General features: G+C 45.6%; 18 protein-coding genes. 6 read left to right on the forward strand and 12 right to left on the reverse strand.

Features of this window, described 5'->3' with window-relative positions:
* Positions 1–80 precede the first annotated feature (80 nt).
* Positions 81–2,189: a TonB-dependent receptor plug domain-containing protein gene (locus tag ACFBZI_RS05710; RefSeq protein ID WP_375715435.1), complete on the forward strand. Its 2,109-nt coding sequence runs from the start codon at positions 81–83 to the stop codon at positions 2,187–2,189.
* Positions 2,190–2,345: 156 nt separating this feature from the next.
* Here the strand turns inward: ACFBZI_RS05710 and ACFBZI_RS05715 are convergent, their stop codons facing one another.
* The 8 genes from ACFBZI_RS05715 to ACFBZI_RS05750 form a co-directional block, all read right to left on the reverse strand.
* The gene (locus ACFBZI_RS05715) at positions 2,346–2,915 is read right to left on the reverse strand and encodes a tetratricopeptide repeat protein (RefSeq protein ID WP_375715436.1); all 570 of its coding nucleotides are present in this window, start codon (positions 2,913–2,915) and stop codon (positions 2,346–2,348) included.
* 341 nt (positions 2,916–3,256) lie between these two features.
* On the reverse strand, positions 3,257–3,874 hold the full coding sequence (gene metW, locus ACFBZI_RS05720; RefSeq protein ID WP_375715437.1) for a methionine biosynthesis protein MetW: 618 nt from the start codon (positions 3,872–3,874) through the stop codon (positions 3,257–3,259).
* Positions 3,871–5,079, reverse strand: a complete 1,209-nt coding sequence (gene metX / locus ACFBZI_RS05725) for a homoserine O-succinyltransferase MetX (protein WP_375715438.1) — start codon at positions 5,077–5,079, stop codon at positions 3,871–3,873. Before metX ends, metW begins: the two co-directional genes overlap by 4 nt.
* Before the next feature lie 99 nt (positions 5,080–5,178).
* Entirely contained in the window at positions 5,179–5,670 is a 492-nt protein-coding gene (locus ACFBZI_RS05730) for an FKBP-type peptidyl-prolyl cis-trans isomerase (RefSeq protein WP_375715439.1), read from the reverse strand.
* Between the two features lie 351 nt (positions 5,671–6,021).
* Entirely contained in the window at positions 6,022–6,543 is a 522-nt protein-coding gene (gene lspA / locus ACFBZI_RS05735) for a signal peptidase II (protein WP_375715440.1), read from the reverse strand.
* Positions 6,536–9,319 carry an isoleucine--tRNA ligase gene (ileS, locus tag ACFBZI_RS05740; protein WP_375715441.1) on the reverse strand — a complete coding sequence of 928 codons (2,784 nt, stop codon included), beginning with the start codon at positions 9,317–9,319 and terminating at the stop codon, positions 6,536–6,538. The genes lspA and ileS overlap by 8 nt, the downstream gene beginning before the upstream one ends.
* 169 nt (positions 9,320–9,488) lie before the next feature.
* Positions 9,489–9,674: a hypothetical protein gene (locus ACFBZI_RS05745; protein ID WP_375715442.1), complete on the reverse strand. Its 186-nt coding sequence runs from the start codon at positions 9,672–9,674 to the stop codon at positions 9,489–9,491.
* Positions 9,675–10,187: 513 nt separating this feature from the next.
* Positions 10,188–10,496 (reverse strand): type II toxin-antitoxin system HicB family antitoxin, encoded by a 309-nt coding sequence (locus ACFBZI_RS05750; protein ID WP_375715443.1) that lies wholly within the window; start codon positions 10,494–10,496, stop codon positions 10,188–10,190.
* Between the two features lie 323 nt (positions 10,497–10,819).
* Between ACFBZI_RS05750 and ACFBZI_RS05755 the strand changes: the two genes are divergently transcribed.
* From ACFBZI_RS05755 to ACFBZI_RS05770, 4 genes are all read left to right on the forward strand, one after another.
* A complete protein-coding gene (locus ACFBZI_RS05755; protein WP_375715444.1) occupies positions 10,820–12,130 on the forward strand; it encodes a solute carrier family 23 protein in 1,311 nt (436 codons plus the stop codon).
* Positions 12,131–12,909: 779 nt separating this feature from the next.
* Entirely contained in the window at positions 12,910–14,412 is a 1,503-nt protein-coding gene (locus ACFBZI_RS05760; RefSeq protein WP_375716322.1) for an alanine/glycine:cation symporter family protein, read from the forward strand.
* A 242-nt stretch (positions 14,413–14,654) separates the two neighbouring features.
* The gene (locus ACFBZI_RS05765; protein ID WP_375715445.1) at positions 14,655–14,939 is read left to right on the forward strand and encodes a type II toxin-antitoxin system RelB/DinJ family antitoxin; all 285 of its coding nucleotides are present in this window, start codon (positions 14,655–14,657) and stop codon (positions 14,937–14,939) included.
* Positions 14,893–15,180, forward strand: coding sequence for a type II toxin-antitoxin system YafQ family toxin (locus ACFBZI_RS05770; protein WP_375715446.1), 288 nt, complete (start codon positions 14,893–14,895; stop codon positions 15,178–15,180). The genes ACFBZI_RS05765 and ACFBZI_RS05770 overlap by 47 nt, the downstream gene beginning before the upstream one ends.
* A 101-nt stretch (positions 15,181–15,281) precedes the next feature.
* Here the strand turns inward: ACFBZI_RS05770 and fdxA are convergent, their stop codons facing one another.
* From fdxA to ampD, 4 genes are all read right to left on the reverse strand, one after another.
* Positions 15,282–15,605 carry a ferredoxin FdxA gene (gene fdxA / locus ACFBZI_RS05775; protein WP_375715447.1) on the reverse strand — a complete coding sequence of 108 codons (324 nt, stop codon included), beginning with the start codon at positions 15,603–15,605 and terminating at the stop codon, positions 15,282–15,284.
* 246 nt (positions 15,606–15,851) lie between these two features.
* Positions 15,852–16,355 (reverse strand): hypothetical protein, encoded by a 504-nt coding sequence (locus ACFBZI_RS05780; RefSeq protein WP_375715448.1) that lies wholly within the window; start codon positions 16,353–16,355, stop codon positions 15,852–15,854.
* A gap of 455 nt (positions 16,356–16,810) precedes the next feature.
* Positions 16,811–18,361, reverse strand: a complete 1,551-nt coding sequence (murJ, locus tag ACFBZI_RS05785) for a murein biosynthesis integral membrane protein MurJ (protein WP_375715449.1) — start codon at positions 18,359–18,361, stop codon at positions 16,811–16,813.
* A 336-nt stretch (positions 18,362–18,697) separates the two neighbouring features.
* Positions 18,698–19,285: a 1,6-anhydro-N-acetylmuramyl-L-alanine amidase AmpD gene (ampD, locus tag ACFBZI_RS05790; protein ID WP_375715450.1), complete on the reverse strand. Its 588-nt coding sequence runs from the start codon at positions 19,283–19,285 to the stop codon at positions 18,698–18,700.
* Between the two features lie 262 nt (positions 19,286–19,547).
* Here ampD and ACFBZI_RS05795 point away from each other — a divergent pair, with 262 nt between their 5' ends.
* The gene (locus tag ACFBZI_RS05795; protein WP_375715451.1) at positions 19,548–21,548 is read left to right on the forward strand and encodes an Lnb N-terminal periplasmic domain-containing protein; all 2,001 of its coding nucleotides are present in this window, start codon (positions 19,548–19,550) and stop codon (positions 21,546–21,548) included.
* The last annotated feature ends 23 nt before the right edge of the window (positions 21,549–21,571 follow it).

A 21,571-nucleotide genomic window follows, 5' to 3' on the forward strand; every position in this document is an offset into this window, starting at 1 on the left:
TTATGCATTGTTTAGCTGGTCATCGGCATGGGGTCAAATTGAACAAAATCTGTTTTATTGAGCTTATAATCGGAGAGATGATGAACAAGTTCCAACTACTGCCGCTGACTTTGGCGGTGAGTGCCGCATTCGCCAGTACTGCATATGCTGCCGACAGTGCCAATCCAAGCGTTACCCTGCCAACAGAATATGTCAAAGGCGACCGCCAAGGCACAAAAATCAAAACCAATGTCGTAACCACTACCACCAAAGACGAAAGCACGGCAACGGATTTGCGTGGTTTGTTTAAGGCAGAGCCTGCCATTGATTTTTCGGGCGGTAACGGCACTTCGCAATACATCACCATTCGTGGTATGGGTCAAAACTCCATTGATGTTAAAGTAGATAATGCGTATAGCGACAGCCAAATCCTATACCATCAAGGCAGACACATGCTAGATCCTAGCCTTGTCAAAATCGTTTCGGTACAAAAAGGCGCAGGCTCGGCATCGGCAGGTATCGGTGCGACCAACGGTGCGATCATCGCTAAGACCGTTGATGCTCACGATTTGCTAAAAAACACCGATAAAGACTGGGGTGTCAAAGTAAACGCAGGTTATAGTAGTAATGATGAGCATAGCTATGGCGTGACTGGCTTTGGTAAAGCAGGTGATTTTGATTTCTTGGTAAGTTATAACAAAGTCGATCAAGAAAACTATAAACCAGGTGATAAAGCCACTCGCCATCACAGCAAGCAAGCAGAACCGAGTAAATATGTCAGCCCTTATAGTGGCGATAGCTCGGATAAAGTGGCATTCCAAGCTTTGGACAAAGAAAGCTATTTGGTAAAAGCTGGTTATAACTTGGGCGACCATCGTTTTGTGCTGAGTCACTTTAACACCACCAACAAAGGTGTGCGTAATGTTCGTGAAGAGTTTAATTGGTTTGGTGGCAACGATGCTCGCTATCGCAAACTGTCTATGGAAAACACCAACCTTGAATATCAAGGCAATGCAGGTGTATTGGGCAAAGCGGAAGCCAATGTTTACTTTATGAAAAACAAGCGTGATTCGGCTGCTGATGATAATAATGGTTATGCAGGTCTTGTTGCTGGTGCCAACCAGACATCTGTCAAAACCACAGGGGCAAACCTTGGTTTTGACAAATATATCAATGATGAGACCCTATTTAAATATGGTGTAAACTATCGCCATCAAGAGATTGACCCTAACCGCGCACAAGCGGCTGATAAGGTGAAAACCGAAAAAGACGATGTCGGTGTTTATGGTGAAGTGATTGCTGATATCGGTCAATTTACACTAACTGGTGGTATGCGTTATGATCATTTTGACTATACTTCGGTTACTGGCAAAAAAATCTCTGATGGTGCATTTAACCCAAGCGTGGGCTTGATTTTTAATGCCACACCAAACCTAAGCTTTAGTGCGGTGCATAACCACGCCACTCGTAGCCCACGCTTGGTAGATGCCCTATTGGCAGGTGGTAGCTCAACCACTATCGCTGATGGCACCAAAGCAGAACAGGCAAAAAATACTGAAGTTGGCTTTAACTATAATAATGGCAACTTCTCATTAGATGCAGGATATTTCTGGCAAGAGATCGATAACTTGTTGGCAAGTGGTCAGCTTGGTCGTCACGCCACAACCAATGCTGTCATCACAGGGATTGCCAATGTTGGCTATGCCAAAAATAAAGGCTTTGAAGTCAGCACTCGTTATAATTGGAAAGGCTTTACTGCTCGCTTGGGCGTAGCAGAAAGCAAGCCTGAATATCACAGTTATGCCATCATTGCAAATGGTAGAACCCCATCATTTAGCAACCGTGAGTATGGTAGTACAATTGGTCGTACTTGGACAGCGGGGCTTTCTTACCGCTTTAACAATCCAAATTTAGAGATTGGTGTGAATCATCGTAGAACTGACGATGTGACTGGTCAAAGTGCTTCTGTGAACACTAACAGTCCATTGGGCAACGCAGGATTGGCACGAGCCAATGATTTGGATTTGGTGAAGTATGGCTATAATGTAACTGACATCTATGCCAACTGGAAACCATTGAATAACGACAGAGTAAATGTAAACTTTGCGGTAAATAATGTGACTAATGAGTTTTATTATCCGCACACTGCCATCACTGGTCTGCCAGGCGTTGGTCGTGAGTACCGTGTGGGTGTGAATTTCACTTACTAATCTTATCCCAAACTTGCTTTCTCCACCGAACACCCAAGTTTATCTTGGGTGTTCACTTTTTGGGATTGTGGTCGGTTTTTAAGCCATTATCAAAACCAAAAAAAAGCCAATCAATCACGATTGGCTTTTATTTTTAACTGTTTGATAATGGGCAGATTATTGATTTTGGAACCAAGCATTGGCACTGCGTTTGGCAGATTCGATTTCACTGGACGATAGGTTTAACGCCAGTTGGCTAACCTTGGCTTTGGCACGATTACGCACATTGTCGTCCAGCATGCCATCACGAGTGGACAGATCATACCATTTATAAGCATCAACCAAACGCTGCTGCTGCTCATCGATCATCGCCAAAGCGTAGCTGGCACGGTTATCGCCAAGGTTTGCCGCACGCTCAAGCCATGCACGACCAGTTGCGATGTCCGCTCTGACGCCTTCACCACGCAGATACATGATGCCTAGGTTTAGCTGGGCAGGGGCGATGTTTTTCTCGGCGGCACGAGTGTACCAATACACTGCCTTGGCAGGGTCTTTGGCGACGCCTTCGCCTTTTTGTAGGCGTTTGGCTAGGAAAAACTGTGCATGATAATCACCGCTGGCGGCTTGACTGGTCAGATGTGCGATGTCCATCGTCTCAAAGCGTGTACCGCTGCTTGCAGATTGGGCATGAGCCACGGTTGCACTGGTTAGCACGCCAGTCAGCAGGGCGATTTTTAGCAATTTCATGGTAATTTCCTATGGCAAACAAAATCAAAACGAAATCAAGCAAATGGCAAAGTGGCAATACGCACCATGCCAAGTGTGGTCAGTGGGCGGCGTGGCAGATTTTTATCGATGACTGCATCACTGCATCAAGTATGGCAAATCAACCCAATGAATTGAATCAATCAAATCAATCACGCCAAATTGATGATAAATCTGGCGGTAATGGGTAAATTTACCTGCAATATCACTTCAAAAAATATCACCATTCACAACTGTTAAGTATAGTACTTTTTGCCCATAATCTCAAGCAACAAACGGTAACGGTAGGTTACAACGGTAAATCATAACTAATCATGACCAATTTAGCCTTTGGCGATGCGATAAATGGCGACATCTGCCAGTAAGTTCGGCACGCTTTTGACAAGGCGATTCATCAGCTTTGGCGGCAGCTTAGAATTTGGTTTATCGCTGATGGCGACGGCGTCCAAAATGCGGATATGATTGTCATCGCACAGGCGTTCAAAGTCCTTAAAGGTGCAAAGATGAATGTTTGGGGTGTTGTACCATTCGTGTGGCAGCGTTTCGCTCATTGGCATGATGCCCTTGATGCCCAGATAGATGCGGTTTTGCCAATAGGCGAAATTGGGAAAGGTAACGATGCCTTCTTTGGCGACTCTAAGCATATCAACCAGCAGCTTGTCAGGCGATTTGACCGCCTGCAACGCTCGAGCCATCACCACCGTATCAAAGCTGTTATCAGCAAAGCGCGCCAAGCCGTCATTGAGATCTTGCTCGATGATATTTAGCCCCTTGCTCACCGCTTCGTTGATTTTATGCTTGTCAATCTCCAGCCCATAGCCAGTAACGCCCAGCGATTTTTGTAGATGTGCCAACAAAGTCCCATCGCCGCAGCCAAGGTCTAGCACTCGTGAATGGGGTTTGATCCATTTTTCTGCCAATTGGTGATCGATGTTATTCATACCTTGTCCTTTGTTGGCTGAGTGGTTTGATGAATTATCGGTGCGGATAAAAAGCCCTTGACGGCATTGACATATCTTGGAATGTCAAACAAAAACGAGTCATGCCCATGTGGTGCATCGACATTGACAAAGCTCACTGGCTTTTGATTGGCAATCAAGGCATCGACCAGCTCCACCGACCGCTCAGGGCTAAACCGCCAATCGGTGGTAAATGACACCACCAAAAATTGGCATTGGGTGCGTGCCAAAGTCTGCTTGAGTGCGTCTTCGTCCGATAAGCCGTCATCGGCATAGCCACGAGTGGGATCAAAATAATCCAACGCCTTGGTCATGAGTAGGTAAGTGTTGGCATCAAAATTTTTGCTAAAGCGTTCGCCTTGGTAGCGTAGATAGCTTTCCACCTGAAATTCCACATCGTAGCCGTACATAAATTTGCCAGATTTCAAATCACGGCCGAATTTGGCTTTCATGGCGTCTTCGGTAATGTAGGTAATATGCCCAACCATGCGCGCCAAAATCAATCCACGGCGTGGATAAGTGCCATGCTCCAGATACCAGCCATCATGAAAATCAGGATCGGATAGGATCGATTGGCGTGCCACTTCGTTAAAGGCGATGTTTTGGGCGGACAGCTTGGGCGTGCTGGCGATGATGACCGCACGAGCCAAGCGATCAGGGTAATCCACCGACCACTGCAAGGCTTGCATGCCGCCCATTGAGCCGCCGACGATGGCGTACCATTTTTGGATACCTAGGCGGTCTGATAGCATCACTTGGGTTTTTACCCAGTCTTTGATGGTGATGAGCGGAAAGTCAGCACCATAGATTTTGCCAGTTTTTGGGTTGATGGTGGCAGGGCCAGTTGAGCCGTGGCATGAGCCGATGTTATTTAGACAAACCACAAAAAACTGACTGGTATCAATCGCTTTGCCATTGCCAATCAGATTGTCCCACCAGCCGGGTTTGCTGTCGTCAGGTGAGTGATAGCCTGCCGCATGGTGGCTGCCAGATAGGGCATGGCAGACCAAGATGGCATTGGATTTGTCGGCGTTTAGTGTGCCGTAAGTTTCGATGACCAATTCAAACGATGGCAAAACTCGCTCACATTCTAAGGTCAAAGGCTCATTAAATTGCAAAACTTGCGGCGTTACAATCCCAACCGAGCTGGGGTCGAGATGGGGTGCATGTTGTTCGTTTATTTGCACGATATTTCCCAAAATTGATGATAACACAACTTCAAAAGTTAGGCGAAAATCTTCACAATCCCAAAACTTGGCAGCCAAGCGGATTGTTCGGCGGCTGGCTTATTTTAGCTTAATGCCGACTTGACCTTTTGGGGTAACTTTAAAAACTTGCACCTTAAACAGCACTTCTTGGCCTGCCAAAGGGTGATTAAAATCCACCTTAACTTCATCGTCCGTCACTTCGCTGATGACACCAACGAGCGAGTTTTTGCCCTTGTCGGCAAATTCCATCATCATGCCGACGGTGGGGTTGGGTTCGGATAGGGCGAACTGGCTGCGAGTGAAACTTTGGACATTTTCAGGATTCCATTGCCCAAAGGCATCATCGGCCGCCAGATGGGCGGTGCGAGTGTCGCCTGCTTTTAGATTGATAAGTACTTTTTCAAAGCCAGCCAGCAGACTTTCATCGCCAATCACCAGACTAACAGGCTCATCACGTCCAAAGGTAGAGTCGATGACAGTTCCATTGGTTAGGCAAACTTCAAAATGTAGCGAAACTGTGCTGCCGTGAGCGATGCGGACTTCTTCGTTGGGTAAAATGGGTGTATTCATGATGGTTTTTTGGTCTTTTAATCGTTTGTAATGATGATAAATAAAAACCCCATTAGTTTAGCATAATATCGCTTGACAATCACGAGCAAAAACCATCAAAATTGCCAAAAAATCCAGCCGCTTTTAATCCGATAAAAACTCTTGTTAAGCTGCCTAAGTATTTTTGCTTGATGGTGGATTATTGGGCAATTTTTATCAATGATTTATCAATATTTTATTAATGTTTTGCCAATTTTTACCAAATTTGATAAATAGTTAAAACAATCCCATTTGATAAGTATTTGATAAAAATTAAAAAAAAGGGCGTGATGCCCCTTTTTAAACCGAATTGGTTTTGGTATTTTGATAAATTTAGGATTTGGCTTGGCGTTTTTTTTCCAAAAACAACATGTCATAAACCACCAACGCCATGCCCACACAAATGCCAATATCGGCGATATTAAAAATCGGATAATGCCAAACATCGGCATAATGCACATGGATAAAGTCAATCACATGGCCGTGCAAAATGCGATCCAGCACATTGCCAATCGCTCCGCCCAGCACCAACGCCAGCCCAAAAGCCAGTAATTTGGCGGTGTGGGCGATTTTTCTTAGGTGGCTGATGATGTAGCCTGCGACCACCAGACCCAAAATCACAAAAAACCATTTTTGCCAGCCGCCTTGATCCGCCATAAAGCTAAACGCCGCACCGTGATTGTACGCCAAAGTCCAGTTCAGCACAGGATTGATGACATCGATGCTTTCGTCTAGGTTTAGGATAGATTCAAAATAATATTTACTGATTTGGTCAAAAATCAGCACGGCAAGGGCAATCAGATAATAACCGATTGCCTTGTTTTGGTGGGTGGTGCTGGTATTAGTATTAGGCATAATGACGGCTCTCCCCATCGCCTAGGTTTTCAACGCAGCGACCGCACAGCTCTGGGTGTGCGGCATCACTGCCGACATCGGTGCAGATGTGCCAGCAACGCACGCATTTATCGCCATCGGCAGGCGTGATGGTGGTTGTCAGTGTTTCGCCGACTTGGACGGTGGCGTCCGATGTGATGAACACAAAGCGAAGTTCATCGCCCAGTTTGCGTAAAATCTCAGCAATTTCGGCAGGTGCTGTGATGGCGACTTTGGCAGTTAGGTTGCTGCTGATGGTTTTTTCGCTGCGAGCGTCTTCGATGGCTTTATTGATGGTGTCTTTGATTTGTAGAATCTGATCCCAATCATCAGTGCTAATTTCACCCATGCTTGGCGTCGGCACAGCGTACCATTCGGCGGTGAAGATATAGCCGTCCGTGCCTTTTAGCACTTGCCATGCTTCTTGGGCGGTGAATGATAAAATCGGTGCAATCCAACGCAGCAAGGCATGAGCGATGTGATACAAAGCGGTCTGTGCCGAGCGGCGTGGCAAGCCGTCCGCCTTGGTGGTGTAGGTGCGATCTTTGATGATATCCAAATAAAAACCGCCCAAATCCTGCGAACAAAAGCCCATCACGGCTTGGCAGACTTGATGGAAGTCCATGCTGGTGTATGAGCGGATAATCTCATCTTGGACAGCTTTGGTGCGGTGCAAGATGTATTTATCTAGGCTAATCAAATCGTCATCGGCGACCAAATCTTTGGCTGGATCAAAGTCGTTGGTATTGGCAAGCAAGAAACGAATGGTGTTACGGATACGGCGGTACATATCCGTGGTGCGATCAAAGCCTTCTTTAGATACCGCCATCTCGTAGCGATAGTCTGACGAGCCGACCCACAGACGCAAAATATCCACGCCCATTTTGTTGGCGATGTCTGACGGCTCAAAGCCTTTGGTGTTGCCTTTGGATTTGGACAATTTATGACCTTTGGCATCAACGGTGAAACCGTGCGTCAAAACTTGCTTATACGGCGGCCGTCCGTAGATGGATTCGCTGACCAATAGCGATGACTGGAACCAGCCACGATGCTGATCGGAGCCTTCTAGGTACAAATCGGCAGGGTTTGATAGCTCGCCACGGCTTGCTAGGACGGCAAAGTTGGTCGCCCCAGAGTCAAACCACACATCGAGCGTGTCGCTGCATTTTTGGTAAGTGTCGGCATCATCACCGATAAAACTTCTGGCATCGGCTTCAAACCACGCTTCCACGCCGCCTTTTTCAATAAGTTTGGCAGCTTGCTCCATCAGCTCGCTGGTGCGTGGGTGCAGCTCGCCTGTGTCTTTGTGGATAAAAAATGCAATCGGCACGCCCCAAGTCCGCTGACGACTGATGCACCAATCAGGGCGACCATTCATCATCGATTCGATGCGGTTTTGACCCCATGCTGGCGTCCAGATGACATTTGGAATGTCTTTTAGGGCTTGCTCACGCAAACCACGAGCCTGCATGCTGATAAACCACTGCGGTGTGGCACGGAAAATAATCGGTGTCTTGTGTCGCCAGCAGTGCGGATAGCTGTGGCGGATTTTATTATGAGCCAACAGATGACCGCTGTTTTGTAGGGTTTCGATGATTTTTGGTTGGGCTTTATAGATATGCTCGCCGACAAATACTTGAGCTTCTGGCAGATACACACCGTTGCCAGCGACTGGATTTTCAACGCTAAGCTGATATTTTAGGCCGACATTATAGTCATCAACACCGTGAGCAGGGGCGGTATGCACCAGACCAGTACCGCTATCGGCGGTAACATGCTCGCCTAGGATAATCGGCACTTGGCGATGGTCAATCAGTGGGTGCTGTGCATTTAAGGCAGCAAGCTCATCACCCTTGACGGTGGCGACAATCTCAAACGCTTCTAGGGCAATGGCTTTGGCGAAATCTTCAACCAAATCTTTAGCAACGATAAAGTGGCGAGCGTCCGCTGAAACAATGGCGTACTCTAGCTCAGGGTGGGCGCTGATGGCTTGGTTGGCAGGCAGTGTCCATGGCGTCGTCGTCCAGATGACGGCTTGTAGCGTGCCTGTGATGCCAGCGGTGGTAGCCAGTGCATCACGATTGACAATATCAAAGCCGACATAGATGGCATCGGAAGTTTTGTCTTCGTATTCAACTTCCGCTTCTGCCAATGCCGAACCGCAATCCAAGCACCAATTCACAGGCTTCATGCCACGCACGATATGCCCATTGTCATAGATCTTGGCAAGGGCTCGCACCGTATCGGCTTCTTGTTGAAAATTCATGGTCAGATACGGATTTTGCCAGTCGCCCAGCACGCCCAAACGCTTAAAATCTGCCATTTGTAGCTCAATTTGGCTTTTGGCGTATTCTCGGCACGCCCCACGAAACTCGGTGGCAGTGATGGTGCGTCCATCTTTTTGCTGTCCAACTTTACCCAAGATGCCTTCGACTTTTTGCTCAATCGGCAAGCCGTGACAGTCCCAGCCGGGGACATAAGGGGCATCATAACCGTCCAAAGTTTTGTATTTGACGATGATGTCTTTTAGGACTTTGTTCACCACATGACCCAAGTGAATCTGTCCGTTGGCATAAGGGGGGCCATCGTGCAAGGTATAGGTTTTGCGACCCTGGCGTGCTTTGCGGATTTGCCCATAAACATCATCTTTTTCCCATTGCTCTAGCCAAATCGGCTCTCGTTTGGCAAGGTCGCCACGCATCGCAAAGGCGGTATCGGCAAGATTTAGGGTGTTTTTGTAGTCGATGGACTCGGTCATGGTGTATCTCGCTTTGGATAATTTTTCTAAACTGCCTATTATAAAATAAAATGGCAAAACTTACAAAGACTTTGGCATCACTTGCTCGGCTTTGCGTGTCTTTGAATGTGTTTTTTGCGTGGCTTGGTGGATTGTGAGTGTAAGTTTGTTGGCAATGGCGGACGGTGAATTATTCGCCATGGTGAGCTTGCCAAAGGCTGATGGCTTCAGCAACCAACTGATTTTGGGGAATATTGTGCGTTTTTGCCAATCGCTCAAGCAGGGCAATGGTGTCAATGTGCATCTTAATGCCTTTGGTTTTCATACCACGCTTTTTGTCGCTATCAGCTTGGATTTGGGTGATTGTCTTTGCCATATTTTATCCTTTTTATCCTTAAAAAGCCTAGTATGACTGCCACCGATACCACTGGCGACAGCCATTGTACAAATTATTCTTGACTTAGCTCGATGAGCGTAGTAAGATAATCAGTACAAGGATAATTGCGATTCTGATGAAAACTTTCATCGCTTTACTCCTGACTAGGTGGTTGCTGCTGCTTGTTAGGTGAGCAGCTGTAACCTACAAGACAGGGTGTGCTACCACCTTGTCTTGATTAGCCTATTATAGGCTAACTTATAAAAAAGTCAAGTATTCCTATGCTTTTTATAAAAAAGTTATGAATTGCTTGGCTTTTTTGTTGTCTAAATTTCACCGCTTTTGCATCGTGCAAAGGCGGTTTTTTATTGGGTTAAACAGCTTTATGGTGGATTTTAGCCAAAGTTTAGGTATGGATAAATTGACAAGGAATGATATGTTCTAAGCCATCGCCAAGCTCAGTCTTAGCAAGGCGCAATTCATAAAGTGCTTTGCAAATTTAGCCGTTTTTGGTTAAAAATGCGGTAAGGCGATGTTGATTTTGTGTGCTTTGGTGTCATATTTGCTCAAATCAACATCAATCCAAGCCCAAATAAAACCGTCATATTTGGGGTTTTGTTGATGAACGCTGAATTTGCTCGGCATGGGAATTGGCTCGCCATCTTCTGCCAAGCCGCTAAAATGCAAATCAATGCATTCAGTAGCACAACTTAACACATCATCAAGCTCATCACAAGCAGAAACCAAATGCGGTACATCTGGAAAAAAGATACTGTGTGCAACCTTATCATTGCCAAGTTTGATTGCGATTGAATATAACATGGGTTCTCTGGGCTGATGATATGATATTAATGTTGATTATATCCTACTTTTGACATGATAAAAAATCAAGCCATAATCATCAAGCACTGGGCAAAGATTGATAAAAACAGCCCAACCCCACGGCAGTTTTAACCAAATTTAATTGGCTTTGACCGATTGAATGTTATTAAGCGGTGATAATTTTTGGCAATTTTATCATACAAATGTAGTACAATAATCGCCAAAATACACAACACCATGCCCAGCATGGGTACAAAACCAAAACAACAAAAGCAGCAAATGCTTGGGCGATGACGGCATTTGTACAAATATTTGGAGTGAATATGAGCTGGTTTCCAAAATGGCAACCTTATACAGGTGACATCAACACACAGCCTGTGGCAACAAACGAATATCTGCCAGCATCTCAAAGCATCATGCTGGGCTTACAGCATGTGCTGGCGATGTTTGGGGCGACAGTACTTGCACCTTTGCTGATGGGCTTTGATGCCAATCTGGCGATTATGATGAGTGGTTTTTGTACCATTTTATTTTTTGTGATGACTGGTGGGCGAGTACCCAGTTATTTGGGTTCAAGTTTTGCATTCATTGGCGTGGTGGCAGCGGCAACCGCTCATGCCACAGGCTCAGGGGCGAACCCAAACTTATCGGTGGCATTGGGCGGTATCATCGCTTGTGGTGTCTTGTATGCCATCATTGGCGTAATCGTGATGGCAACTGGCACACGCTGGATTGAGCGGCTGATGCCACCTGTGGTAACTGGGGCGGTGGTAATGATTATCGGTCTAAACCTAGCACCTGTAACCGTCAGCGGCGTACAAGGCAAACCGTTCGATCTGTGGATGGCATTGATGACGGTGCTGTGCATGGGCATGATTGCGGTTTTTGCCAAAGGCTTTATGCAGCGTCTGCTGCTGCTTTTGGGCTTGGTGTTGGCGTATGCGATTTATGCGGTGATTACCAATGGTTTAGGATTGGGGACACCGATTAATTTTCAGCTGATTGCTGATGCGGCATGGTTTGGTATGCCAAGTTTTACCCAGCCAACCTTTGATGGCAATGCCATGCTGATTATCGCACCTGTGGCGTTTATTTTGGTGGCAGAAAACCTTGGACATATCAAGGCGGTCGGTGCGATGACTGGCGAAAATCTCACGCCACAGCTTGGCAAGGCATTTGTCGCTGACGGCGTCGCCACGGCACTGTCGGCAAGTGTGGGCGGCACGGGCATGACCACTTATGGCGAAAATATCGGCGTGATGGCGGTAACTCGTGTTTATTCAACCATTATTTTTGTGATTGCAGGCGTGTTTGCGGTGATTTTGGGCTTTTCGCCAAAGTTTGGTGCAGTGATTCAGACCATTCCAAGCCCTGTACTGACAGGGGCGTCCATTGTGGTCTTTGGCTTGATTGCCATCGCTGGGGCTCGCATTTGGATTGACAACCAAGTCAATTTCGCCAACAACAAAAACCTGATGGTCGCTGCCATCACCATCATTTTAGGCACAGGTGATTTTGGCTTGATGATTGGCAGTTTTAATTTGGGTGGTATCGGCACGGCAACTTTTGCAGCGATTATTTTGCATTGGTTTTTGAGCCTAAAAGAGACCGCATCGCTTGATAAATCTGCCTAAGCCATCAACCATTGACTTATCTTTTGGCGGTTTAAAAGGTGAAAACTGATTTTCATTTGACCGCCATTTGCAGATTGGTGAATAGAGCCATAAAATAATGAGCATTTCTATTTTTAGTGTATTTTTGCTATTGCTTTTAGGATTAGTCGGTGCGGCTATTTATTTTTTAAACTTAAAAAATCAGAGCAACATCTATCAATGCATTTATTTTACTTTTTATCTTACAATTTACCAAGTATTGACATCGAGATTTTCTCAAGAAAAAATCACTTTCTTTGAATTGATTTTATACCTTTTGATTTTTCTGCTCCCCATCTGGGCGGTTGCTTTTTATAGGAAATATTTCCAAAAAGATACTTAGGTTTAACTTAATCAGCCATTTGACTGTGTTGGCACTGCCAAATCAATAGATAAAATATTAAACAAAATAAGCACTATCATTAGCAGTGCTTATTTTTTTGGCAAATGTTTGCTGTGATTTTGTCAAGTGGTGTTTGCTTTGGCAGCCTGTCGTACAATGAATTATAAAATTAAAAAATACCATCATTAATTTAAAAATTATAAATTTTCGTGATTGTTTAATCATTTTATCTTATAATGTCGCTATTTGCCAAAGACGGCAATTTAAAACGGTTGTTTGCCATCAAAGCTGCACCAATTGACCATTATACAAGGGTTGTCGATGGCGTTGGTGCTTTTTTGATGTCGGCATTCATAAGATGAATATGGATAAGCACAAAACGACAACGCTTGGTTTTGTGTTTGAGTGTGAGAAATTTATGTACGATAATCCGTTATCTTGTCTGGCAAAGCCAGATTTTGTTGAAAAGCTGCATTGTACAGTAACGACAATCAGCACGCCATTGTGGGACATACTGATTTGGCTATTAATCGGCATTGGCTTGTTTTTTACCATTTTTTCGGGTCTGGCACAGTTTCGCCTGTTTGGTCGCAGTGTCAAATCGATGCTTGGCAGCCGCAGTAATCACAATGACGATGCAGGCATTTCAAGTTTTCAGGCATTTGTAACAGGGCTTGCCAGTCGTGTCGGCGTGGGTAATGTCGCAGGCGTGGCGATTGCCATCGGTATCGGCGGTGCTGGTGCGGTGTTTTGGATGTGGCTGATTGCCTTGATTGGTATGTGTTCGGCTCTGGCAGAGTCCAGTCTGGCACAGCTGTTTAAGGTGCGTGATGCAGCAACAGGGCAATTTCGTGGCGGCCCTGCTTATTATATCGAGCAAGGTTTGGGTCAAAAATGGCTGGGTTTGGTATTTGCCGTGGCGTTGATTGTCTGCTTTGGCTTTGTGTATCAATCGATTCAGTCAAATACGATCACGCTTGCCATCGAATCTGCTAGCGGCTGCATGGCTCAAACGCCAGAATGCCAAAGCGATTGGCAGATTTATAAGCATGTGGTTGGTGTGATTTTGGTTGCTTTGACCGCACCGATTATTTTTGGTGGTATCCGCCGTGTGGCAAAATTTGCCGAGCTTATCGTGCCAGTGATGGCATTGGTGTATTTGGCGGTGGCGTTGTTTGTCATTGTGGCAAATATCACATCTGTGCCGTCGGTGATTGCACTGATTTTTGAAAAGGCGTTTGCCTTTGAAGCTGCTGGCGGTGGTTTGTTTGGCTCGATGGTGTCTGTGGCGATGATGCAGGGCATCAAGCGTGGTCTGTATTCTAACGAAGCAGGTCAAGGCTCTGCACCGAACGCTGCCGCTGCCGCCAGTGTCAAGCACCCTGTTGAGCAGGGTATGGTGCAGATGCTGGGCGTGTTTGTGGATACATTGATTGTGTGTTCTTGTACGGCATTTATTATCTTGTTGGCACAAATGCCAGAAAATGCCGCCAATTTGTCAGGCATTCAGCTCACCCAAGCAGCCCTAGAAAGCCATGTCGGCGGCTGGGGTCAATACTTCTTGGCGGCGATTTTGTTTGTATTTGCCTTTTCGACCATCATCGGTAACTATGCTTATGCCGAATCCAATATGCAATTTTTGAAAAACAACCCATTGGTTTTGTTGGTATTTCGCATTTTGGTGCTGGGCTTTGTATATTTTGGTGCGGTGGTCAAAGTCGATGTCGTCTGGGATATGGGCGATTTGACGATGGGTACGATGGCGTTTATTAACCTAATTGCCATTGTGCTGCTGTCTCGCTATGTGTTTATGATGGTCAAAGATTATCAATCGCAACTAAATTCAGGCATTAGCCAGCCTGTCTTTAAGCTAGATAATCACCCTGAGCTAAAAGCCAAAATCAAATCCGATATTTGGTAAATGATTGGTTAATTAACCAACCAAACCCAGTTTGATAAGTCAAGCTGGGTTTTTTATTAATGGGGTTATTTTTTTTACAACCTTTCATATTTTGAAAATTTACCAAAAATAATAAAATTTATAGGGCATTGAGTTGTGATAAATGCTTGTTTTTGTCAGGCGTTATGTTTACAATATATGGGCAAATCATGGCAAAATTATCACAAAACTTGGGTAAATTAATGGCAAATTAAGGATAAAATATGGCAAGTAGCAATTTAAATATACGAATTGATGACAATTTGCGAATCGAAGCCACGCAAGTTTTGGCGGATTATGGGCTATCACCAACACAAGCCATTAAGCTGTTTTTTAATCAAGTGGTTGCCACTCGCAAAGTGCCACTGTCTTTTGATTATCAGGCTTATCAGCCCAACGCCAAGACCATTGCGGCGATGCGTGAGCTGGATAATGGCGGTGGCACGGTCTATGATAACCTTGATGAGTTTTTGGCAGAATATCGTGATGCTAAAAATCAAGACCAGTAAAGACTTTGACCGTGATATTCGCAAAGTCAAATTGACAACCAATTTGGTGGAAGTGTTGGCTTGCCTAAGTCGCCATGAGATTTTGCCCGAAAAATACAAAGATCATGCATTAACTGGCAATTGGAGTGGCTGGCGTGATTGCCATGTAGCAAATGATTTGGTGCTGATTTATCGCATTGATGCTGATGAGCAAACCTTATATTTGGCTCGCCTAAACTCACATTCACAAGTTTTTGGCTGATTGTTTTTTCAGCCATATTTGCTACATTTAAAAACCGCACCCAAAAAATCAGCACAAGCCAAAACGGTTTGTGCTGATTTATCGTTAAGTCAAAAGGTATTTTAGCGTTCCAAATATTGGATTTTGCCTTCGACACCGTCCCATTTTTCATAATCAGGTAGGGCGTCTTTTTTCTCGGTGATGTTCGGCCAGACCGCAGACAGCTCTTCGTTGATTTGGATAAATTCTTCTTGACCTGCTGGGATTTCATCTTCGGAGAAAATCGCATTGGCTGGGCATTCAGGCTCGCACAATGCACAGTCGATACATTCATCAGGGTTGATGACCAAGAAGTTTGGACCTTCATAGAAGCAATCAACAGGGCAAACTTCTACGCAGTCGGTGTATTTGCAGCGGATACAGTTATCAGTTACAACAAAAGTCATATTCTTACCTTAGCGAGTGGCTGGGGCGAATTTGCCCAAAAAATAAAAAACAAAACGGGCAATTGCCCAAAAATACAAAATCAGATGATGCACCCAATATTTTAGCGTGTTTGCCAAATTTTCTCAAACAAAACCGCACCTTTTATTATGCCAAAAGTGAAAAAAGATGCCAATAAATGGCAAAAGCCCCAAGCAGTTGAAAATGAGAATTGCTTAGGGCAAATTTGCTACAACGATTGGCAAATTTTATGCTTTGGCAAGGCCATCACGCTGGGCTTGTTTGGCGATTTTGTAGCATTCTTCGATGTGATCAAAGCCGATTTTTTTAAAAATCATATAGCCCAATGTCGCCGCCACGATAGAGCCGCCCATCGGAATGTATTTGCTGACTTGCTTGCCAATAAAGCGGCCGCCAAAACCTTGCACCGTCTTATTGACGACACTGCGTGTGGCAACCAAGCCGCCAACCGCCACGATGCGATCTTTGATTTGTTGCTTGCGTTGCTGTTCATTATCATGATTTGGCTCGGCATCGTCTTTTAGCCCAAAGCGAGCGGTAATCTCAGGCAACAGGCTAGTCAGCATCGCCACATCAATCGCCACATCTAAAAACGGCAGCGGAATGACGGCAACGCCTGCTGAGATTTTGGCACGAGATTTGACCAGCTCTTGGCATTGGAGACGCACTTGCTCAAGGTTTAGTGTGGGGTCAATGTGCGTGGCGACAGGCTGGCTGACTGGTGGTAACATGATGATTTCCTTATAAATTTATCAATTAAAATTAAAAAACAGTGCTTAACATTTGATGTCAAAATGCAATACAAAACCAAATGGTGGTATTACCAGTTTTGTCATTTTTGCCATTTATGGCTTGATTTGTAAATTTAGAAACTGGCAAATCGCAACTATATCTGTAAAGATTTGTGCATCAGATGCATAAATTCGTATGAATTAAATGCGTATGAATCATTGTACAATGCTGTCGCCAAGTTACAAGCGGTTTTTGTGGGTGCTTTGTATGGCTTGTGTCAAAACTGTAAACTTGGGCTAAAGCAATGTGTATTTTTGCACGGATTTGGGTGGCTTTTAATGATTGTTAGTGGTTTTGGCTAAGTTGGTGGCTTTGGTCAAAATTTCACCAAAGCCACTTGTATCAAAGCCATTACGCCAAAGTCTAAGTACGCCAAAGCCAGTTTTGCCAGCCATTAATCGTGGCGTAACTGGCGTGGGTGAAACCCTGTGGCAAGCAGCACAATGCCATAAACCGCCGCCCCAGCAGCACAGATGGCAAGCAAGATACCCAGTTTTAGCCATTGCGATTGACCAAATGGATAAAACGACAAAATGGCATACAAAGCGGCGACCATGGCGGCACTGGCGATGGCAAATTGGGCAAACAATTTTCGCCAGTGGCTACCAAAGCGGTAAATATTGCGGCGGTGTAAGATGGTGTACAAAAGCCCAGCATTGACAAAACTTGCGGCAGTTGTCGCCAATGCCAGTCCGCCATGCAGCGGCAAGGTCAATAAATAAAAAACACCAATAAAAATCACGCTAAACAGCATATTGGCAAATACCGAAACGATGCCGACTTTGACTGGTGTTTTGGTGTCTTGGGCGGCAAAAAACGCTGGGGCAAAAATCTTAATCAGCATAAATCCTAAGATGCCACCTGATAGGGATTTTAGGGCGATGCCGCTCATCAGTGCATCGTCATGGGTGAATTGACCACGCACAAACAAAGCGTCCATCAAGACATCAGACAGCACAAACATCGCAAGACTGGCAGGCAAACCCACCAAAATAATCAGCCGAGCCGCCCAATCCAGCGTTTTTTTGAAAGTTTGGTCATCAGACTTGGCACGGCTTGATGACAAACTTGGCAAAATCACCGTACCGATGGCAACGCCAATCAAGCCCAAAGGTAGCTCACTTAGGCGTTCGGCGGCATACATCCACGACACCGAGCCTGCCACCATCAAAGACGCAAACACCGTACTAAGCAGTAAGTTGATTTGTGTAACCGACACGCCAAAAATCGCAGGCAGCATCAGCTTTAGGATACGCTTGACGCCTTCATCACCAAAACCAAAGCTGGGTGCGACCAGAAGTTTTTGTTGCCACAGCTGCGGCAGCTGAATGGCAAGCTGTAAAATGCCTGATAAGGCGACGGCATAGCCTAATGCCATGATTGGCTTATCCATCATCGGAGCAATCAGTAACGCACCGACAATCATGCACAGATTGAGCAGCACAGGGGCAAAGGCAGGGGCAGCAAAGCGTCCATAACTTTGTAAAATACTGCCAAAAAACGCCGTCATCGAGATAAACAGCAGATATGGAAAGGTCAAGCGAAGTAGCTCAGTGGCGGCGGTGAATTTTGCGGTATCGTCAGCAAACCCTGGTGCAAACAGATATATCACTTGCGGTGCCAATACAATCACCACCACCGTCAAAACAAGTAGCACCAAAGACAGCACGCCTGAGACACGACTGATGAGCAGCTGCACTTCATCAAAAGTGCGTTTTTCTTTATATTCGGTCAAAATTGGCACAAAGGCTTGGCTAAACGCCCCTTCGGCAAACAGTCGGCGTAAAAAATTGGGGATTTTGAACGCCACCAAAAAAGCGTCCATCAAACCGCCAGCACCAAAAACATTCATCAAAACCATATCACGCACCAAGCCCAAAATGCGAGACAGCATGGTCATGGCACTGACGATTAAAGTAGAGCGAAAAAGCCGAGATTTTGCCATAAGAATACAAATTTGCCAAAAATGCCATATTTTACTTGGTTTTTGTGCAATTTGCTTGGGTTTATGCGGTGTTTGTCGCCAAATTGTGTGAGATTTTGTAAAAAATCACTTGATACATCGCCAAGCCAATTTTATCAATCAACTTTGCCAGTCATTTTATTAACCATTTTATCACCCCTTGCACCAATCATTTTGACAGCCGATTGTACCGATATTACCAGCATTGCCGTTGGTTGATTTTTTATAAATTTATTGTTTAATATCTTAAAATATATTAACCAATGGTTCATAGCTCACTTAACAAACGGCTTAACAAACAGCCAAATCCATGGGCGATTAATGGCTTAATTGTGCCACCAAAGTCCGCAATTTTTGCCAATCAAAACAAGCACCGGGGTCGGTTTTGCGATTTGGGGCGATGTCGCTGTGTCCCATCAGATGGCGGCGAGTAGCAGGATAGGCTTGATAAATGGCGGCGATAATTTGGCTAAGTACTTGATATTGCACGGTTTGATAGTCTTGATTGTCCGTGCCTTCTAGCTCAATACCGATGGTAAAATCATTGCAATTACTTCGCCCCAGATAAGACGATGCCCCAGCATGCCAAGCACGATCGTTAAAATTGACAAATTGCGTCACTGCACCATTTCGCTCAATGAACAGATGGGCGGAGACTTGCAGGGTGTGAATGCTCTGAAAATAAGGGTGATCGTCGGCGTTGAGCTGATTTTGAAAAAACGCTTTGACATAATGCACGCCGTCTTGATTGACTTGCCCAAAATTGGCAGGTGGCAGGCTGATATTATGAATGACAATGCCGCTGACAACGCCTGATGCCCCTGCTGGGCGTGCGTTAAAATTGGGCGATGCGATAAATTCGCTGCCGTGCAAAATGCCGTCTTTGATAAAAAATTTTGAAGTCATGACAAATCCAAATTGGGCGTGATGGGCTATTTTAGCACAATTTTGGTGCAATTTTTGCCACAGTTTGCCCAAAAAGCAGGGCAATCACAGCAGTGCAGTCGCCTTTGTGATGTGCTACAATGGACTTGGTCGATGATGGGGTTTGGGCGGTTTGTAAAAGGCAGTTTTAAAAAAATTGTGAAAACATTGTAAAAATTGTGAAAGTTGCGAAATTGTAGAAGTTATGAAGGTTGCAAAATTGGGAAAATTGCAGGAGAATCAGATGAGCGGCAATCAAATGGGCAAATTTGGCGGATTTGGTCAAGTAACTGGGGTAAAAAAACTGCTGGCGTGCTTGATGTTGCCAGCCATTGCCACGCCTGCCTTTGCTGCCAATGGCATCACCGATGGCACGCAGTTATCTGGCAGTGTCCGCCAGTTGTCGATGCTGGCGACTTTGGATAATGGCACTTTTGGCAATATTGACACCGATACCAATGCCAGTACCAATGCCGATACTGACGATTCTGCTGATTTTGTTCAGTTTGAAAAAGCCAATCAAATCAGTCAAGTTAATCAAGCCAGCCAAGTGAATCAAACCAATCAAACCGCCAATCCGTTTGGTTTGACTGATCAAACTTTGCAACAAATCAGTAGCTCGGTGGGCTGGCGGCGGCTGTTGTTATTTGGCGATAAGCCCAAATCCAACGACAAAAGCAGCCTGAATAATCCCAAATTTTTCTTATCAAAACAAGGGCAGCATGACGCCCATGCCGAGCTTGTGGCGATGCTGACAGCGATGCAAAATCACGACACAGATGCGGTATGTCGCTTTGTGGCACGCACGCATTTTCTTAATCAGATTTTGGCAGATTATGGCATTGACAGCGGTACAAGCGATTTTTTGTGCGGTGAGTTTGAGCAATTTGCCAAACGCCTAAACGCCAAACGCTTATCGCTGATTTTTGCCGAAGAAAATCCCAATCACATCGCTTCTGCCTTTGCCCATACGCTGCTGCGTGCCGATGATGGCAAAGACGACACGCAGGCGATTGCCATTAATTACACCATTTCGTCAAATCCAGCGGACAACGCTGCCGCCGCTGCCATCAAATCACTGTCTGGCGGTTATTTTGGGGTGATGGAAATTTTACCTTATCAACAAAAAGCCGATGATTATCTGATAAAAAATGAGCGAGATTTGTGGCAATTTTCGCTCAATCTCACCGCCGATGAAGTGGCACAGATTGTCCGCCACATTTGGGAAGTCAAAGACATGGCACGGCCGTATTTTTTTACCCATGATAATTGTGCCACTGAGATTGTGCGGCTGATTGATGTCGTGCGTCCGCAAGGCTCAATGCGTGCCAAAGTCGGCAAAATCGTGATTCCGTCACGAATTGCTTCGATATTGAGCGAGCAAGGTGTTATCAGTCGGCAGCAATATTTGCCATCAGCGTCGAGCATTCGCCAAGCCAAGCTAAATAACGGCAATGACTTTGATATGCTCAACCTTATCCCAAGCCATAACAACCCTATCGACGCCACGCCTGTGCATCGCATCGGTGTCGGCATCGGCATGGACAATCGCTACCAAAACCGCACCGTCTATGGCGTGCAGCTAAACGCCGCTTATCAAGATTTGCTGGACAATCCCAATGGCGTGCGGCCACTGCTGGATTTGCAGTTGCTATCCTTGGACGCCATTTATGACGATGAAAAGGAAAAAATCAAGGATTTGACCATCTTTGCCACTCGTAGCCTAAATCCAAGCAACACCGCCAAAAATAACGCCACGGCGGACAAAAAAGGGCGAGCCAGTGGCATGCGGCTAAAATTCACCCAAGTGACAGATGCGTCTGATACGGCAAATGATGACCATCTGGTGCTGCATGTCGGCATGCAAAAAGGCAAAGCGTGGACACTGGGGCAGGCCGCCAAAAACAGCGGTGAGATTGCTGATACCACTTGCTATGCACTGGCAAATGGTGGCGTGCAGCTGGGGCGTATCAACCAAGGCTATCGCATCGGTGTGGGGGCGGACTTAGGCTGCGTGCATTATGCAACCCATCGTCTGCGTGGTGTGCTTGAGCTGTCTGTGCCGTATTATTATCACCCTGATAATCAGACAGGCGTGCGTTCAGGCTATTGGCAGCCTGCCGTGAGCGTGGGCGTGCAGGCGGACATCAGCCGTGATTATGCCATTCGTGCCACCGCCAAGCGTGAATGGGCAAACGCCCAAAACAGCACACAGGCGATGATTGCTTTGCAGCGGTATTTTTAGGTGATTTTGGCAAATGGTGGCAT

Origin of the sequence: Moraxella marmotae (assembly GCF_042219885.1) — a bacterium.
Lineage (GTDB): Bacteria > Pseudomonadota > Gammaproteobacteria > Pseudomonadales > Moraxellaceae > Moraxella > Moraxella marmotae.

Bases quoted from the DNA above. Each gene is read 5' to 3' on its own strand.
- ACFBZI_RS05710 (WP_375715435.1), top strand. From the start codon at position 81: ATGAACAAGTTCCAACTACTGCCGCTGACTTTGGCGGTGAGTGCCGCA.
- ACFBZI_RS05715 (WP_375715436.1), bottom strand. From the start codon at position 2,915: ATGAAATTGCTAAAAATCGCCCTGCTGACTGGCGTGCTAACCAGTGCA.
- metW (WP_375715437.1), bottom strand. From the start codon at position 3,874: ATGAATAACATCGATCACCAATTGGCAGAAAAATGGATCAAACCCCAT.
- ACFBZI_RS05730 (WP_375715439.1), bottom strand. From the start codon at position 5,670: ATGAATACACCCATTTTACCCAACGAAGAAGTCCGCATCGCTCACGGC.
- lspA (WP_375715440.1), bottom strand. From the start codon at position 6,543: ATGCCTAATACTAATACCAGCACCACCCACCAAAACAAGGCAATCGGT.
- ileS (WP_375715441.1), bottom strand. From the start codon at position 9,319: ATGACCGAGTCCATCGACTACAAAAACACCCTAAATCTTGCCGATACC.
- ACFBZI_RS05745 (WP_375715442.1), bottom strand. From the start codon at position 9,674: ATGGCAAAGACAATCACCCAAATCCAAGCTGATAGCGACAAAAAGCGT.
- ACFBZI_RS05750 (WP_375715443.1), bottom strand. From the start codon at position 10,496: ATGTTATATTCAATCGCAATCAAACTTGGCAATGATAAGGTTGCACAC.
- ACFBZI_RS05755 (WP_375715444.1), top strand. From the start codon at position 10,820: ATGAGCTGGTTTCCAAAATGGCAACCTTATACAGGTGACATCAACACA.
- ACFBZI_RS05760 (WP_375716322.1), top strand. From the start codon at position 12,910: ATGTACGATAATCCGTTATCTTGTCTGGCAAAGCCAGATTTTGTTGAA.
- ACFBZI_RS05765 (WP_375715445.1), top strand. From the start codon at position 14,655: ATGGCAAGTAGCAATTTAAATATACGAATTGATGACAATTTGCGAATC.
- ACFBZI_RS05770 (WP_375715446.1), top strand. From the start codon at position 14,893: ATGAGTTTTTGGCAGAATATCGTGATGCTAAAAATCAAGACCAGTAAA.
- fdxA (WP_375715447.1), bottom strand. From the start codon at position 15,605: ATGACTTTTGTTGTAACTGATAACTGTATCCGCTGCAAATACACCGAC.
- ACFBZI_RS05780 (WP_375715448.1), bottom strand. From the start codon at position 16,355: ATGTTACCACCAGTCAGCCAGCCTGTCGCCACGCACATTGACCCCACA.
- murJ (WP_375715449.1), bottom strand. From the start codon at position 18,361: ATGGCAAAATCTCGGCTTTTTCGCTCTACTTTAATCGTCAGTGCCATG.
- ampD (WP_375715450.1), bottom strand. From the start codon at position 19,285: ATGACTTCAAAATTTTTTATCAAAGACGGCATTTTGCACGGCAGCGAA.
- ACFBZI_RS05795 (WP_375715451.1), top strand. From the start codon at position 19,548: ATGAGCGGCAATCAAATGGGCAAATTTGGCGGATTTGGTCAAGTAACT.